The organism is Paenibacillus wuxiensis, assembly GCF_040195695.1.
Classification (GTDB): domain Bacteria; phylum Bacillota; class Bacilli; order Paenibacillales; family Paenibacillaceae; genus Paenibacillus_B; species Paenibacillus_B suaedae.
The window spans coordinates 376,045-392,280 of record NZ_JBEFZI010000007.1; the positions used below are offsets into that span (position 1 = coordinate 376,045).

General features: G+C 48.3%; 14 protein-coding genes. 13 read left to right on the forward strand and 1 reads right to left on the reverse strand.

All coding sequences use genetic code 11. The annotated features are described in order from the left end of the window. Positions 1–79 precede the first annotated feature (79 nt). The 4 genes from ABN764_RS18115 to ABN764_RS18130 all read left to right on the forward strand — a co-directional run bounded on the left by ABN764_RS18115 (position 80) and on the right by ABN764_RS18130 (position 4,731). Entirely contained in the window at positions 80–571 is a 492-nt protein-coding gene (locus ABN764_RS18115; protein WP_021256741.1) for a DivIVA domain-containing protein, read from the forward strand. 120 nt (positions 572–691) lie between these two features. Continuing rightward, the gene (locus ABN764_RS18120; protein WP_174807525.1) at positions 692–892 is read left to right on the forward strand and encodes a hypothetical protein; all 201 of its coding nucleotides are present in this window, start codon (positions 692–694) and stop codon (positions 890–892) included. A 79-nt stretch (positions 893–971) separates the two neighbouring features. Next, positions 972–4,064, forward strand: a complete 3,093-nt coding sequence (gene ileS / locus ABN764_RS18125; protein WP_174807526.1) for an isoleucine--tRNA ligase — start codon at positions 972–974, stop codon at positions 4,062–4,064. 175 nt (positions 4,065–4,239) lie between these two features. After that, positions 4,240–4,731: a DUF5665 domain-containing protein gene (locus tag ABN764_RS18130; RefSeq protein WP_419149762.1), complete on the forward strand. Its 492-nt coding sequence runs from the start codon at positions 4,240–4,242 to the stop codon at positions 4,729–4,731. Here ABN764_RS18130 and ABN764_RS18135 read toward each other — a convergent pair. After that, positions 4,725–5,471 carry a TraR/DksA C4-type zinc finger protein gene (locus tag ABN764_RS18135; protein ID WP_446672682.1) on the reverse strand — a complete coding sequence of 249 codons (747 nt, stop codon included), beginning with the start codon at positions 5,469–5,471 and terminating at the stop codon, positions 4,725–4,727. The genes ABN764_RS18130 and ABN764_RS18135 overlap by 7 nt on opposite strands. Before the next feature lie 182 nt (positions 5,472–5,653). On the opposite strand from ABN764_RS18135, the gene lspA reads away from it, so the two are divergent. The 9 genes from lspA (at position 5,654) to carB (ending at position 16,234) form a co-directional block, all read left to right on the forward strand. Beyond that, positions 5,654–6,166 carry a signal peptidase II gene (gene lspA, locus ABN764_RS18140; RefSeq protein ID WP_174807527.1) on the forward strand — a complete coding sequence of 171 codons (513 nt, stop codon included), beginning with the start codon at positions 5,654–5,656 and terminating at the stop codon, positions 6,164–6,166. A 26-nt stretch (positions 6,167–6,192) separates the two neighbouring features. Further along, a complete protein-coding gene (locus ABN764_RS18145; RefSeq protein WP_446672683.1) occupies positions 6,193–7,161 on the forward strand; it encodes an RluA family pseudouridine synthase in 969 nt (322 codons plus the stop codon). A gap of 198 nt (positions 7,162–7,359) precedes the next feature. Then, entirely contained in the window at positions 7,360–8,613 is a 1,254-nt protein-coding gene (locus ABN764_RS18150) for an LL-diaminopimelate aminotransferase (RefSeq protein WP_446672684.1), read from the forward strand. A gap of 26 nt (positions 8,614–8,639) precedes the next feature. Further along, a complete protein-coding gene (locus ABN764_RS18155; protein WP_174807529.1) occupies positions 8,640–8,822 on the forward strand; it encodes a hypothetical protein in 183 nt (60 codons plus the stop codon). Positions 8,823–8,969: 147 nt separating this feature from the next. Continuing rightward, on the forward strand, positions 8,970–9,512 hold the full coding sequence (gene pyrR, locus ABN764_RS18160; RefSeq protein ID WP_021256733.1) for a bifunctional pyr operon transcriptional regulator/uracil phosphoribosyltransferase PyrR: 543 nt from the start codon (positions 8,970–8,972) through the stop codon (positions 9,510–9,512). A gap of 5 nt (positions 9,513–9,517) precedes the next feature. Continuing rightward, positions 9,518–10,426: an aspartate carbamoyltransferase catalytic subunit gene (locus tag ABN764_RS18165; RefSeq protein WP_446672685.1), complete on the forward strand. Its 909-nt coding sequence runs from the start codon at positions 9,518–9,520 to the stop codon at positions 10,424–10,426. 101 nt (positions 10,427–10,527) lie between these two features. Then, positions 10,528–11,802, forward strand: a complete 1,275-nt coding sequence (gene pyrC / locus ABN764_RS18170) for a dihydroorotase (RefSeq protein ID WP_446672686.1) — start codon at positions 10,528–10,530, stop codon at positions 11,800–11,802. An 81-nt stretch (positions 11,803–11,883) separates the two neighbouring features. Next, positions 11,884–13,014 carry a glutamine-hydrolyzing carbamoyl-phosphate synthase small subunit gene (gene carA / locus ABN764_RS18175; RefSeq protein WP_021256730.1) on the forward strand — a complete coding sequence of 377 codons (1,131 nt, stop codon included), beginning with the start codon at positions 11,884–11,886 and terminating at the stop codon, positions 13,012–13,014. A gap of 1 nt (position 13,015) precedes the next feature. Further along, positions 13,016–16,234, forward strand: coding sequence for a carbamoyl-phosphate synthase large subunit (carB, locus tag ABN764_RS18180; RefSeq protein WP_446672687.1), 3,219 nt, complete (start codon positions 13,016–13,018; stop codon positions 16,232–16,234). The last annotated feature ends 2 nt before the right edge of the window (positions 16,235–16,236 follow it).

Sequence of the window (16,236 nt, forward strand, 5' to 3'; positions counted from 1 at the left end):
GTTTGTACGTTTGCAGCTAAGAGGGTTCGAAAAGACATGATTTGCCGCATGCTTTTGTAATTTTGAGGAGGTGCACACGATGCCATTGACACCACTAGACATACATAACAAGGAATTTAGCCGCAAGCTGCGCGGTTATGATGAGGACGCTGTTAACGAGTTCCTCGATCAGATTATTAAAGATTATGAAGCGCTAATTCGCGAGAACAAGGAACTGCAAAACCATGCAAACTCCTTGCAGGACAAGCTTGACCATTTCGCGAATCTTGAGGAAACCTTGAGCAAAACGATCATCGTTGCACAAGAAGCTGCGGATGAAGTGAAGAGCAATGCGAAGAAGGAAGCACAGCTTATCGTCAAAGAAGCTGAGAAAAATGCAGATCGCATCGTGAACGATGCACTGGCGAAGTCGCGCAAAGTTGCGTTGGAAGTTGAGGAGCTTAAGAAGCAATCCTCGATTTATCGTGCACGCTTCCGCACATTGGTTGAGGCTCAGATGGAGCTGCTCAATCAAGACGGCTGGGATGCGCTTGAGCGTGAAGAAGTGAAGGAAGTTAAAGAATTGTATTAGTCGTAGGGGCGGCTGATTGACATTTGCCGCAAAACACGATATAAATATGTATTAATAACGTGATATTCAATGACGGGAACGCACTGACACGCCCATCCGTTCTTCAGAGAGTCGGAGCAGGTGAGAACCGACGAACGAATCGTGTTCAGACATCATCCCAGAGAAGATATGCCGAATGCAGCTGGTTGGATTAAGGCTGGCGTAGTAAGCATATCCGGATCCCCTCCGTTATTGGGGGCTTGTATGCTTGGAGAAGCATGCATGATGAAGGTGCCGTACGACAATGTTGTAAGTCATTGTTGGACGGAACAAGGGTGGTAACGCGAGCAGAACCTCGTCCCTTTTTGGGAGGAGGTTTTTTTGTTTCCTCAATTATGTATCGAAGAAAGGAAGTATCACTGTGAGAAAAGTTGATGTCAAAGAACGCGCCCGGGAACGGGAGCTGCGTGTATTGGCGAAATGGAACGCGGAAGATACATTTGCCAAGTCCATCGAGCATCGCGCAGACAAACCTAATTTCGTATTTTATGAAGGACCGCCTACAGCAAACGGAAAGCCTCATATTGGGCACGTGCTCGGACGTGTAATTAAGGACTTTATTTGCCGCTACAAGACAATGTCCGGCTATCGTGTCGTGCGTAAAGCGGGCTGGGATACACATGGTCTACCTGTAGAGCTTGGTGTTGAGAAGCAGCTTGGCATTTCTGGCAAACAGGAAATTGAGAACTATGGGGTAGAAGCATTCGTTAAAAAATGTAAAGCGAGTGTATTCGAATATGAGAAGCAGTGGCGTGAGCTTACGGAAGCGATCGGGTACTGGACGAATCTCGATGATCCATACATCACGCTTGATAACAACTATATTGAAAGTGTGTGGCACATCCTGTCCACGATTCATAAAAAAGGATTGTTGTACCGTGGGCACCGTGTAAGTCCATATTGCCCATGCTGCCAAACGACACTCAGTTCGCATGAGGTAGCACAAGGCTATGAAACGGTTAAGGATTTGTCTGCAACTGTGAAGTTCAAGCTGCATGACAATGGCGAATATGTGCTTGCTTGGACAACCACACCGTGGACATTGCCAGCACACGCTGCACTTGCGATGAATCCGAACATGGATTATGTTCGCGTTCAGCAAGAAGACGGTGTATATATCGTTGCGAAAAATCTGGTTGAAGATGTGATGCAGGGCGAGTACACGATCTTGTCTGAGCATAAAGGCTCTGAGTTCATTGGCAAGACGTATGCTGCTCCATTCCCATATGTGGTGCCCGAGAAGGGACATCTTATCGTCGCTGCTGATTTCGTAACAGATTCCAGCGGTACGGGTATCGTTCATATGGCCCCGGCTCACGGTGAAGACGACTACAAGAGCTGCCGTGAGAACGGAATAAGCTTCATCAGTGTTGTGAATGCCCAAGGCCGCTATAACGATGAGATTACTGATTTTGCAGGCCGCTTCGTGAAGGATTGCGATATCGACATCGTGAAGAAGCTGTCTGAGAACGAAACCTTGTACTCCAAGGAAAAATACGAGCACAGCTATCCATTCTGCTGGCGCTGCAAAACGCCGCTTCTCTACTATGCGACAGAATCGTGGTTCATTGAGACGACAGCGGTTAAAGATCAATTAATAGCAAATAACAGCAAGGTCGACTGGTACCCTGGTCATATTCGCGAAGGCCGCTTCGGCAACTTCTTGGAAGATTTGGTGGACTGGAATATTAGCCGTAACCGTTACTGGGGCACACCGCTAAACGTATGGGTATGCGGATCCTGTAAAGGTGAATACTCGCCAGACAGCCATCAAGACTTGCGCGATCGTGCGACGACGCCGGTAGATGAGAACCTGGAGCTGCATAAGCCATATGTGGATGAAGTTAAGCTGCACTGTCCACATTGCGAACACGGTGTGATGGAACGTACGTCAGAAGTTATTGACGTATGGTTCGATAGTGGTTCGATGCCATTCGCTCAGCACCATCATCCGTTCGGAGATGAGAAGAAGTTCGAAGAACAGTTCCCTGCAGACATCATCTGTGAAGGAATTGACCAGACTCGCGGCTGGTTCTTCAGCTTGCTCGCCGTTGCAACACTGTATAAAGGCATAGCGCCATACAAGGCCGTTATCTCAACGGGTCACGTGCTCGATGAAAATGGACAGAAAATGTCCAAATCGAAGGGCAATGTAATCGACCCATGGGATATTATCAATGAATACGGTACAGATGCATTCCGCTGGGCATTGCTGTCGGATAGTGCACCTTGGAACTCGAAGCGCTTCTCGAAGCAAATCGTAGCAGAAGCGAAATCCAAAGTAATTGATACGCTTGTGAACACGCATGCCTTCTATGCGCTGTATGCTTCCATTGATAAATATGATGCTAGTGCATATGAAGAGCGTCCGTCGAACAACAAGCTGGATCGTTGGATCTTGTCTCGCTTGCATACGCTGATCGCAAGTGTAAGCAAAGGACTGCAAGCGAATGACTTCTTGAATCCGGCAAAAGCTATCGAGTCTTACATCGATGAGTTGAGCAACTGGTACATCCGCCGTTCCCGTGACCGCTTCTGGGGCAGCGAGATGACAGAGGACAAATTGTCCGCCTACCAAACGCTTCGCCGTGTTCTGCTCACGTTGTCCAAGCTTATCGCGCCATATGCTCCGATGATTGCAGAAGACATCTACATGAATCTTGGCGGCACAAGCGAGAGTGTGCACTTAGCTGACTATCCTGTTGCAGATCAAGCCTTGATCGATGCAGAATTGGAACGCGATATGGAAACAGCTCGCGAAATCGTTGAGCTGGCACGCAACGTACGTAATGAAACAGGCATCAAGACGCGTCAACCGCTGTCTGAGCTTATCGTGTCCATGGATCGTGAATTCCATCTGGAGGCTTATGAAGAAGTCATCAAGGAAGAGATCAATGTGAAGGAGATTCGCCTCGAGACAAGCGACTCCGGCTTTGTTGATTTCACATTGAAGCTGAACCTCAAAGTAGCGGGCAAGAAATACGGCAAAAATGTCGGTGTCCTGCAGGGCGCTTTGAAGTCGATGGCTGCTGAGGACACTCGTCGTATCGTCGAATCCGGTGTATGGAACTTCACGAACCAAGACGGTGAGAGCTTCGAGGTGACACGTGAGGAGCTTCTGATTGAGAAGCAAGCGAAATCTGGCTTCGCATCAGCATCAGGTTATCAAATTACAGTCGCATTGAATACGGAGATTACGCCGGAACTCGAGCAAGAGGGCTGGGTTCGCGAAGTTGTTCGCGGTATCCAAGACTTGCGCAAGAAGCTTGATCTGCCAATTGAGAAACGGGTCGATATCGTTCTGGATGTCGATGCGCAATTGCAAGCGGCGATTCAAGCGTTCGAGTCCACACTGCGTGATAACGTACTCGTTGCGAATTTGTCGTTTGGTTCTCAAGAGGGTATGGAATCCGTTGATTTAGGACAGAAGACGATCCGAGTCGCAATTGCGTAGCAGTTTTTGCGTATAGATATTTCCAATTCAGGGGAGTCTATAGTGGTCGTTAATCGCGGACGAATAAGAGGGGGAGAGCGTTGACCTTGCAGATGGTTAATCCATCTGTTCGGTCACGCTCTTTTTGCGATATAAGGGGATGCAGTACATCGGCTTTCACAGAGGAGGAAATGTCATGACAGCGCATGATTCGAACAATTCTACAAATCCACAGAACCCACGTGCCGAGCGTGAACAGACAATAATTCAACAAGAGGATGATACTCGCATAACCAAGGGTAAGGAGCAACTGACGGATTCGAGTTCATTGGATACCCAAGGAGAATCAAAAGCAGGCGTATCCATCACCACTACGCAAGATGAAGATGATGCTAAAAAAATGATGAAGAGCATTCATGATTATACGCTGCAAATTGCACAAGCGATGGAGAAGTCTAGAATTTCAGAATACAATGAATTGCTGTTCAATCCGCGCAAGCTGATCTGGGTGAACCTCATGGGTGGAGCGGCACGCGGTGTTGGAATTGCGATTGGATTTACGCTATTTACGGCTATCATTGTCTACATTTTGCAATATTTAGGCGCGCTCAATCTGCCTATCATCGGTGATTTTATCGCTGACATTGTACGAATTGTTCAACATCAGCTTGATGCGAAGTTCTATTGATTCCCATCGTAATCGGCATCATATTCTTGATCAGGCTCGAATAACCCGACGCCCTCTTGGTTATCCATATATTGACGATATTGACGATTGCGAACGATCGTTACATGGCGTCCTGTCATATCCGTAGCGACAAAGCTCTCATAGGCTTCAACACAGCCATCGAGTTCTTCGGATGCTTCGATGTAGAGATTGCCATAATCATCGACGTCGCGTTCTTCATGCATGGCAGGTGTATTGGATGTCCCCCAGGACTCGACTATTTGCCAAGCATCTTCACCGTCGAAGCCATTTTGCGTATCTTCGTCAAGGCTAGTCCTCCCGAATGGAGGCATAAGAAACTGTTCTTCGACCGGCCGACGTTCGGACACAATCTGCTCAGGGGAATGCTCGACGCAATACATCGTGGAAGGGACGGCTTCAAGACGTTCATAAGGGATGTCTTTGTCGCATACAACACACTTGCCGTATTGTCCCTTATCCATGCGGGATAGGGCAGTATCAATGCGTTCAAGCAATATTTCATCGTGCTCATTAAGTGCGATGTCCTTACCGCGCTCGAACATCTCAGTACCAACGTCCGCGGGGTGATTGTCCAGTGTAGACAGCTCTCCTGTGTTTTCACGTAAGGAATTGGACAAACCATAATGATCTCCGTGATGAAGACGGCGCTCGATCTGAGCCTTGGATTGCAGCAATTGTTGTTGCAAGCTGTTTAATTGTTCAGAGGATAGTCGATTCATTCGTGCAGAACGCTCCTTTCGCGTTGGCGTAACTTATGTCTAGCATGTGCAAGTTGAAGGACGTTCCTGCGTGGTAAATGGCGTAGGCGTTGGATTGGTTTGGGTTCGGCTCCTGTGATACAATGAGCACAGCTTCAAGTTCTTTCACACTTAATAAAAATTAAATGAGGTGACTGTGGCACGTGTGGTACTATATTATCGCCTTTATCGTTTTGCTGATTGATCAAGTAAGCAAATGGATGATCGCTACGAATTTGCAATTGGGAGAGAAAATCCCGGTAATCGGTAACTTTTTCTTGATTACGTCGCATCGGAATACGGGGGCGGCCTTCAGTATTTTGGAAAATCAGCGCTGGTTCTTCATTGTCATTACGATAGTGGTAGTAATCGGACTTGTATGGTATATGCAGAAGATTAAACACCAGAGTGGAGTTATATTGCCACTGGGACTCAGCTTGATCTTAGGTGGGGCGATCGGCAATTTTATCGACCGTCTGCTTACAGGGGAAGTTGTTGATTTCCTGCAGTTCAATTTCGGGTCTTACACGTTCCCAATATTCAATGTAGCAGATATGGGAATCTGTATCGGCGTAGGACTGGTACTGCTTGATGCGCTCGTAACCGTGAAGCGGGAGAATCAATCCGGCACGGGTACACCTGCAGAACAACAAGATCATTCATCGAACCAAGCATAGGATTAGCATAGAGGGGATTGTAAGCAATGACAGAAGAACATCGATTGCAAGAACAAGCAGGGGACGAAGGTCGAGAACCATACCCATACATATGGACGGTCGAGTCGGCTAATGCGAAAGATCGGATCGACAAATTTATTACAGAGTCAATTGAAGAAGAGGTTTCTCGGTCACAAGTCCAACTATGGATACGTGATCAGCATGTGCTCGTGAATGGTAATCCAGTGAAGCCGAACTACAAAGTAGCTGCCGAAGATGTCATCACACTGGCAATGCCTGAGCCGGAGTCTGCTGATATTGTAGCTGAGGATATTCCACTGGATGTATATTTTGAAGATAAGGACGTTATTGTAATTAATAAGCCGCGTGGAATGGTTGTCCATCCAGCACCAGGACATACCTCGGGGACGGTTGTCAATGCATTGATGTTCCATTGTCGTGATTTGTCTGGTATTAACGGCGAACTGCGGCCCGGAATTGTTCACCGCATTGATAAGGATACATCAGGCTTGCTGATGGCGGCCAAGCATGATCGCGCACATGTTCACCTGGCAGCACAGCTGAAAGAACATTCGGTTACACGGAAATATGTGGCGCTTGTGCACGGGAATGTGCCTCATGATCAAGGAACAATCGACGCCCCAATTGGGCGTGATACCCATGATCGGAAGATGTACACCGTAACCGAGAATAACAGCAAGCATGCGGTGACACATTTTAAAGTAATGGAGCGGTTCGGAGACGCGACTCTTGTTGAATTGCAATTGGAGACAGGTCGTACACATCAGATCCGTGTGCATATGAAATTCATTGGTCATCCTCTTGTCGGGGATCCAATGTACAGTCGAGGGACGCGCGGTCTGACTATGAATGGACAGGCATTACATGCCATGACGCTGGGCTTCGTACATCCTGCAAGCGGGGAGACTGTGGAACTTCATGCTCCGCTTCCGGAAGACATGGAGAACTTGCTTCATTCCATTCGCAATAGATAGTTGCTGTGTAGTCGTAATTATGCAAATTAAACCATGATATTTAGTTGTAAAGCAGTGTATATTCTAATTTCCGTGTGAAAAAAGTGCAAATTGTATTGGAGATCGTTCATTCCTTTCGTCGTCATTATCAAGCATAGTTAATACATTGGCATCATAACCGATGATATAAGACTGGTGCAGGAGAAGGGGCTGGATAAGATGACGACAGAATTTTATCAAAACACATATATTCAACATACATTTGCAGAGCGAATTGGCGGAGCCAATTATGGAAAAGACACGAATATCTACAAATTTGAAAAGATTAAACGAGCTAAGGCTGCTGCCAAATTACAGTTCCCTGATGTGGAACTGATTGATATGGGTGTCGGTGAACCGGATGAAATGGCTGACGCAGGTATCGTGGCTGCATTGGCAGAAGAAGCGTCCAAGCCTGAAAACCGTGGTTATGCTGATAATGGCATCGCAGAGTTTAAGCATGCTGCGGCAACCTATTTGAAAGAAGTATTTCAGGTCGAAGGGATTGATCCAGACACTGAGGTGCTTCATTCCATTGGTACGAAGCCAGCGCTTGCGATGCTGCCTTCCTGCTTCATCAATCCAGGGGACATTACGATTATGACGGTTCCTGGCTATCCGGTAATGGGTACGCACACGAAATATTTAGGAGGAGAAGTGTATAACATTCCGCTTACGGCGGACAATAACTTCTTGCCTGATTTGGATGCGATCCCTGAAGAGGTGTGCCAACGGGCCAAGCTGCTCTATTTGAACTATCCGAACAATCCAACTGGAGCAGTAGCGAGTGTTGAGTTCTTCACCAAGGCCATTGCTTGGGCGAAGCAGCACAAGGTCATCATTGTACATGATGCCCCTTACGCAGCGTTGACCTATGACGGCAACAAGCCGCTAAGCTTCTTGAGTGTACCTGGGGCGAAGGACGTTGGGGTTGAGCTCCATTCCTTGTCCAAGTCGTACAACATGACGGGATGGCGCATTGGCTTTATTGCTGGCAATCCGCTCATTGTGAAGGCATTCGGTGACGTTAAGGACAATAACGATTCCGGCCAGTTCATCGCGATCCAGAAGGCAGCTGCATACGGCCTGGCTCATCCAGAGATTACGGAAGCGATCGCTGACAAATACTCTCGCCGTCATGACCTGCTAGTTGCAGCACTTAATGAAGCAGGATTCCGTGCCGTTAAGCCGCAAGGTTCCTTCTTCCTCTATGTTGAAGCGCCAAAGGCGGTACAGGGAGGGCCAGAATTCAGATCGGCTGAGGACTTCTCCCAATATTTAATTCGAGAGAAGTTAATCTCGACAGTGCCTTGGGATGATGCAGGACGCTTTATTCGGTTTTCAGTTACGTTCCAGGCCCGGGGCGAGGCGGAAGAGAAGCGTGTAATGAGTGAGCTCAAGCGCAGACTTACCGACGTTGAATATATTTTCTAAAATTTATATGAGTACTATTGCTTGACATGGATCGTGAGAAGTGGGATAATCCAGTTAATCAAATAAGACCTTTAATTCAGTCCCGTGAGACTGGCAAGGTAACGCTCGTTTACGAGAAAGAACAACGTGAAGAGTGGAAGGAAGAAGCATGTCCGTCAGATGCCGAGAGCTATGATGGATCGCGAAGAGCTTCTACTTCTGCGCTGTAGCTTCATGCAGCTTCTTTCCGCGCATATCGTGAATGCACAACTCCTTGCCTACGGGCAAGGAGTTTTTTTGTATCTGCGCACACTATCAATAAACAGCCCAGTCCTTACTCGTGTAAGGGTGGGAAAACGGAAGGAGACAAAATCCAAATGAGCACGACCGAATTCAACATCATTATGGATGAAGCAGCGATTCGACGAGCACTAACACGGATCGCACACGAAATTCTCGAACGAAATAAAGGCATTGAAAACTGTGTACTTGTCGGAATCCGGACAAGAGGGATCTTCTTCGCAAGGCGCATTGCCGAACGAATCCAACTGATTGAGAATGTGAACATTCAAGTCGGAGAGTTGGATATCACGAGATATCGCGATGACAAGAAGCGGGAAGAGCGGGAGGCGGCAGACATTAGTGAGCCATTCCCAATACAGGATAAGAAAATTATCTTGTGCGACGATGTGCTCTATACAGGGCGGACGATTCGTGCAGCAATGGATGCACTAATGGATCAGGGCCGACCGCAAATGATTCAGCTGGCGGTACTGGCAGATCGAGGGCATCGGGAATTGCCGATTCGACCTGATTATGTCGGTAAAAACGTACCGACTTCACGCACCGAAGAGATTGAAGTTGCCTTGAAGGAATTAGACGGCATCGATGAAGTGAAAATCGTACACCACAGGGGGTAGCAGTAATGACAATACAGTTGGAACGTACGGTAAAAGACCGCAGCTTACTGGGCTTAAAGTCACTAAGCAGATTCGAAATCGAATCCATTTTGAATCGAGCCGCACATTGGGATGGGCAGGATGTTAAAGTACAAGATGCATTAAAAAATAAATTTGTAGCCAACATGTTTTTCGAGAACAGCACGCGCACCCGCTGTTCGTTCGAAGTAGCCGAGAAGCGTCTAGGTGCAGAGGTTATTAACTTCTCTGCATCCTCCTCGAGTGTAGAGAAGGGCGAATCAATCTACGATACGGTTCGAACACTCGAATCGATGGGCATGGATGCAGGAGTTATCCGCTTGAAGCCAATTGGGCTCTTGGAACAAATTGCGGAACGCGTCAATATGCCGCTCATCAACGCAGGCGACGGCAATAATGAGCATCCTACACAAGCACTCCTCGACCTGTACACAATGCGCAAGCATTTTGGACAGCTAGATGGACTGAATGTCACGATAGTTGGAGATGTTGAGCATAGCCGAGTAGCACGCTCGAACTTATACGCGCTTCGCAAGTTCGGAGCGAACGTAAGCTTCTGTGCACCGGATAATATGCGTGCTCATGATTTGGATGCACCGTATGTGACGATGGATGAAGCGCTGCAGTCAGATGTGGTCATGATGCTTCGCGTACAGCTTGAGCGTCATGAATCAGAAGTGATGCACTCGACAGAGGCGTACCGGTCAGAGTATGGCATGACGCTTGAACGCGTCGCATTGATGAAGAAACATGCGATTGTTATGCATCCAGCTCCTGTCAATCGCAATGTAGAAATCGATGACGAGGTCGTTGAGGCAGAACAGTCGCGAATCTTTGAGCAAATGGCAAACGGGGTTCCCGTACGGATGGCAGTACTGGAGCGAGCACTCTCATAGGAATCACTTCTTCATATAGAAGAAATCGATAGATTGAAATTAAAAGATACCAACCAAACGGACGAAAACTTCACAATGGCACCGTAAGGAGAGAGAAACCGATGATCGTATTAACAAATGCAAAGATATTAAATACCGAAGGCGAATTAATGGACGCTAACATTTGGATGGAAGAAGGCGTCATCCGTCGGATTACGAATTGCGAAGAAGCTGCTCCAGCGGGAGCAGAAGTTCATGACATCGAAGGAAAATTCGTATCGGCAGGCTTCATCGACATGCACGTTCATTTGAGAGAGCCTGGCTTTGAACATAAAGAAACGATTGCAACAGGTACTCACTCCGCGGCAAAGGGTGGATTTACAACAATCGCATGTATGCCAAATACACGTCCAGTCACAGACACACCAGAAACAGTACAACTTATACTCGATAAGGCTGAGCAAGAAGGCTATGTGAAGGTCTTGCCTTATGGCTCAATTACGAAGAGTGAGCTGGGAAGAGAGCTTACAGACTTTGTAGCCTTGAAAAATGCAGGTGTTGTCGGCTTCACTGACGATGGGGTTGGCGTACAGAATGCCCAAATGATGAAGGATGCGATGAACTGGGCCAAGGAACTGGGCATGCCGGTTATCGCACATTGTGAAGATGATTCGCTAGTTAAAGGTGCGGCAGTAACAGATGGAGAGTTCGCCCGCAAGCATGGATTGAAGGGGATTCCGAATGAATCGGAAGCGATTCATGTAGGCCGGGATGTGCTGCTGGCAGAAGCGACAGGCGTACATTATCATGTGTGCCACGTTAGCACAGAACAGTCCGTTCGGCTTATCCGTCAAGCGAAGCAGTTCGGTGTGAAGGTGACTGCAGAGATATGTCCACATCACCTGCTTCTCTCAGATGAAGATATCCCGGGATTGGATGCAAACTGGAAGATGAATCCACCGCTTCGCTCTCCTCGCGATGTAGAAGCCTGCATTGAGGCGCTGGTAGATGGCACAATCGACATTGTCGTAACAGACCATGCACCACATAGTGAAGATGAGAAAGCCAAAGGGATGGAGCTTGCACCGTTCGGTATTGTCGGATTGGAAACAGCATTCCCACTCCTTTATACGAAATTTGTAGCGACAGGCAAATGGCCGCTATCTCTGCTCATCAATCGCATGACAAGCGACCCGGCAAGAACGTTCGGCTTGAATACAGGACGTCTTGAAGAAGGCGCGCCGGCAGACATTACGGTTATTGACTTGGAGACCGAGCACAAGGTGAATCCGGACGAATTCTTGACTAAGGGACGGAATACGCCGTTCACAGATTGGAGCTTGAAGGGATGGCCAGTGAAGACATTCGTAGACGGCCGTCTTGTATGGAGCAAGTAACAAGATTGATAGATAGTCCATTATAGATAGATAAGAATAGCAACGTGAAGTGCACAAGATAGAGAGCGAGGAGTGACGAACATGCAAGCAAGATTGTTGTTGGAAGATGGTACCCTCTTTACAGGAACGGGGTTCGGTGCAGACGGTGAGTCTGTAGGTGAGGTTGTATTTAATACAGGGATTACAGGATATCAAGAGGTATTGTCCGACCCATCTTACTGTGGACAAATTGTAACGATGACGTACCCACTGATTGGCAACTACGGCATTACGCGCGATGACTTCGAATCCATTCGTCCTTACGTAAACGGGTTCGTCGTGCGCAGACATGAAGAAGTTCCTAGCAACTGGCGCGCTGAGTATTCGGTAGACCGTCTTCTGAAAGAATACGGCATCGTAGGCATCAGCGGCATCGATACGCGCATGCTGACTCGCAAGCTTCGTCATTTCGGTACGATGAAGGGATTGCTGACAACGGGCAACCAATCAATAGAAGAATTGAAGGAAATGCTAGGTGTTGCAGAATTGATGCGGGATCAAGTAGCACGCACTTCAACGAAGCAGCTGTTCTCCAGCCCTGGTGACAAAGAACGTATCGTACTTGTCGACTTCGGCGCGAAGAGCGGTATCGTGCGTGAGCTGACAAAGCGCGGCTGTGATGTAGTCGTCGTTCCTCATGACACAACAGCAGACGAAATTCGGCGCTTGCGCCCTGATGGAATTCAATTGTCCAACGGCCCTGGGGATCCGAAGGATGTGCCGCATGCTGTGAAGATGCTGCAAGAGCTTCTTGGAGAGTACCCAATCTTCGGTATCTGCTTGGGACACCAATTGTTCGCACTCGCTTGCGGAGCTGACACTGGGAAATTGAAGTTCGGCCATCGCGGTGGAAATCATCCGGTTAAAGAGCTCGCAACGAATCGCTGCTATATTACTTCTCAGAACCATGGATATACAGTTCTGGAGGATTCGGTACAAGGTACGGAATTGAAAGTAACTCATATCAACAATAACGATAAAACAATTGAAGGACTTGCACATGCGAAGTATCCAGCCTTCTCGGTACAATATCACCCAGAAGCGGCTCCTGGTCCGCATGACAGCAGCTACTTGTTCGACCAATTCATTGATATGATTCGAGAGCATAAACGCAATCAACCTAAGACTCCGCGCCAAGCGGAGCTCGTAGCACAGCTGAAAGGGGAACTATAAAATGCCGAAAAATAACAACCTCAAGAAAATTCTTGTTATCGGATCAGGCCCGATCGTAATCGGTCAGGCAGCCGAGTTCGACTATGCAGGAACACAAGCATGTGAAGCACTGAAAGAAGAAGGCATGGAAGTCGTTCTCATCAACAGCAATCCAGCTACGATTATGACAGATACAAATATGGCCGATAAGGTGTATATCGAGCCGATTACTCTGGAGTTTGTAACACAGATTATCCGCCAAGAGCGCCCAGATGGATTACTTCCGACACTGGGTGGCCAGACTGGCTTGAATATGGCTATGGAACTTGCTCGTGCAGGTGTGCTTGAGCAAGAGAACGTGAAGCTTCTCGGGACGCAGCTAGATTCCATTGAGCGCGCAGAAGACCGTGACTTGTTCCGTGACCTGATGCGTGAACTGGAGCAGCCGGTACCGGAAAGTGTTATTGTCAACTCGGTACAGGAAGCAGTTGACTTCGCAAATACGATTGGGTACCCAATCATCGTCCGTCCTGCTTATACGCTTGGGGGTACAGGCGGCGGTATTTGCACGAACGAAGAAGAGTTGCGCGATACGGTTGCATCAGGTATCCGCTACAGTCCAATCGGACAGTGCTTGATTGAGAAGAGCATCGCGGGCATGAAGGAAGTCGAGTACGAAGTTATGCGTGACGCGAACGACAACTGTATCGTAGTCTGCAACATGGAGAACTTCGACCCGGTAGGTGTCCATACAGGCGACAGTATTGTCGTAGCACCGAGCCAAACGCTGTCGGATCGCGAGTATCAAATGCTGCGCTCCGCATCGCTTAAAATTATCCGCGCGCTCAACATCGAGGGTGGATGTAACGTTCAGTTTGCGCTGGATCCACACAGCTATCAATACTACGTCATCGAGGTTAACCCTCGTGTCAGCCGCTCTTCTGCACTCGCTTCGAAAGCAACAGGCTATCCGATTGCGAAGATGGCAGCGAAAATCGCGGTCGGCTACACACTTGACGAAATCGTGAATCCAGTTACGGGGCAAACATACGCATGCTTCGAGCCTACACTCGATTACATCGTATCGAAGATTCCACGCTGGCCGTTCGATAAATTCACACAAGCGAACCGTAAGCTCGGTACGCAAATGAAAGCAACTGGCGAAGTCATGGCTATCGGACGTACATTCGAAGAGTCCATGCACAAGGCAATCCGCTCCCTGGAAATCGGCGTACATCGCTTGATGTTGAAAGGTACGGAAGAACTGGACAAAGAAACACTGGAATATCGTCTGCAAACACCAGATGATGAGCGCATGTTCTTGCTGGCAGAAGCATTCCGCCGCGGCTACACACTGCAGCAGTTGCAGGATCTCACGAAAATCGACTGGTGGTTCCTCGACAAGCTGGAAGGCATGGTCAAGTTTGAGGATCGCATTCGTGAAGAAGAAACACTGACTGAGCAAACGCTCTACGAAGCGAAGCGCATGGGCTTCACAGACCGCGCGATTGCTGAACTGCGCAGTGAAGGTCAGCCTGGCGGCACTTACACGAAGGAAGCTGAGGTTCGTGACTATCGGGTACAACAAGGCTTGAAGCCTGTCTATAAAATGGTCGATACATGTGCGGCAGAGTTCGAAGCGACAACACCGTACTACTACTCGACCTATGAAGTAGAAAATGAAGTTATTGAATCCAATAAAGAAAAAATCTTAGTACTTGGCTCTGGTCCAATTCGCATCGGTCAAGGTATCGAATTCGACTACTCGACTGTACATGCGGTATGGGCGATTCAAGATGCAGGGTATGAAGCAGTAATCATCAACAACAATCCTGAGACCGTATCAACGGACTTCAACACATCAGACCGCTTGTACTTCGAGCCGCTCTTCTTCGAAGACGTAATGAATGTTATTGAGCAGGAGAAGCCGGTAGGGGTTATCGTCCAATTTGGTGGACAAACGGCTATCAACCTTGCAGCACCGCTGGCAGCTGCTGGTGTGCGGATTCTCGGTTCGAGCTTGGAGAGCATCGATGAAGCGGAAGACCGGAAGAAATTCGAAGCTTTGCTGTCGCGCCTTCATATTGCACAGCCGCAAGGCAGCACGGTAACATCTGTTGACGAGGCAGTAGGTACGGCACAATCGCTCGGCTACCCGGTACTTGTTCGTCCATCCTACGTTCTGGGAGGACGCGCAATGGAAATCGTGTACTCTGACCAAGAACTGTTGACCTACATGGAGCAAGCAGTGAAAATCAACCCTGAGCATCCGGTTCTCATCGACCGCTACATGCTTGGCAAAGAGGTTGAAGTCGATGCCATCTGTGATGGCGAGACGGTGCTTATCCCTGGTATCATGGAGCATGTTGAGCGCGCAGGGGTACACTCCGGTGACTCGATTGCGGTATATCCACCACAGCACTTGTCCGAAGAGCTGAAGCAGCAAATCGTGGATGTTACGATTCGCATCGCAAAGGAACTGAAGACGGTCGGCTTGATTAACATCCAGTTCGTCATCTACCATGACCAAGTATATGTGATTGAAGTGAATCCACGCTCCTCGCGTACGGTTCCATTCTTAAGTAAAGTGACGAACATTCCAATGGCGAATGTGGCAACGAAGCTTATCTTGGGTACGAAGCTGAGTGACCTTGGCTATCAAGAGGGCTTGTGGCCAGAAGATGACCATGTATCGGTCAAAGTTCCTGTGTTCTCGTTCGCGAAGCTGCGCCGCGTTGAACCGACACTCGGTCCTGAGATGAAATCAACAGGTGAAGTTATGGGACGCGACAAGCAATATGCGAAGGCATTGTACAAAGGCCTTATCGGTTCCGGTATGAAGATTCCTTCAACTGGCGCCATCATCTGTACCGTAGCAGATAAGGATAAGGAAGAAGCAGTTGAATTGATGCGCGGTTTCGTGGGCCTTGGCTACAAGATCATTGCGACTGGTGGAACAGCGGTTGCGCTTGAAAATGCAGGTCTGAGCGTGACAAATGTCAAGAAACTGACAGAAGGCTCGCCTAACATTCTGGATCTCATCCGCGGAGGAGAGGCGCACTTCGTTGTCAACACCTTGACGAAGGGCAAAACGCCAGAACGCGATGGCTTCCGCATTCGCCGCGAAGCAGTAGAGAACGGCGTAGTCTGCATGACATCGCTGGATACTGTACGCGCGCTGCTGGGCATGCTGGAGCAAATCAACTTCTCATCCCGTGCAATGCCGGTTGTTCAGAAGTAATC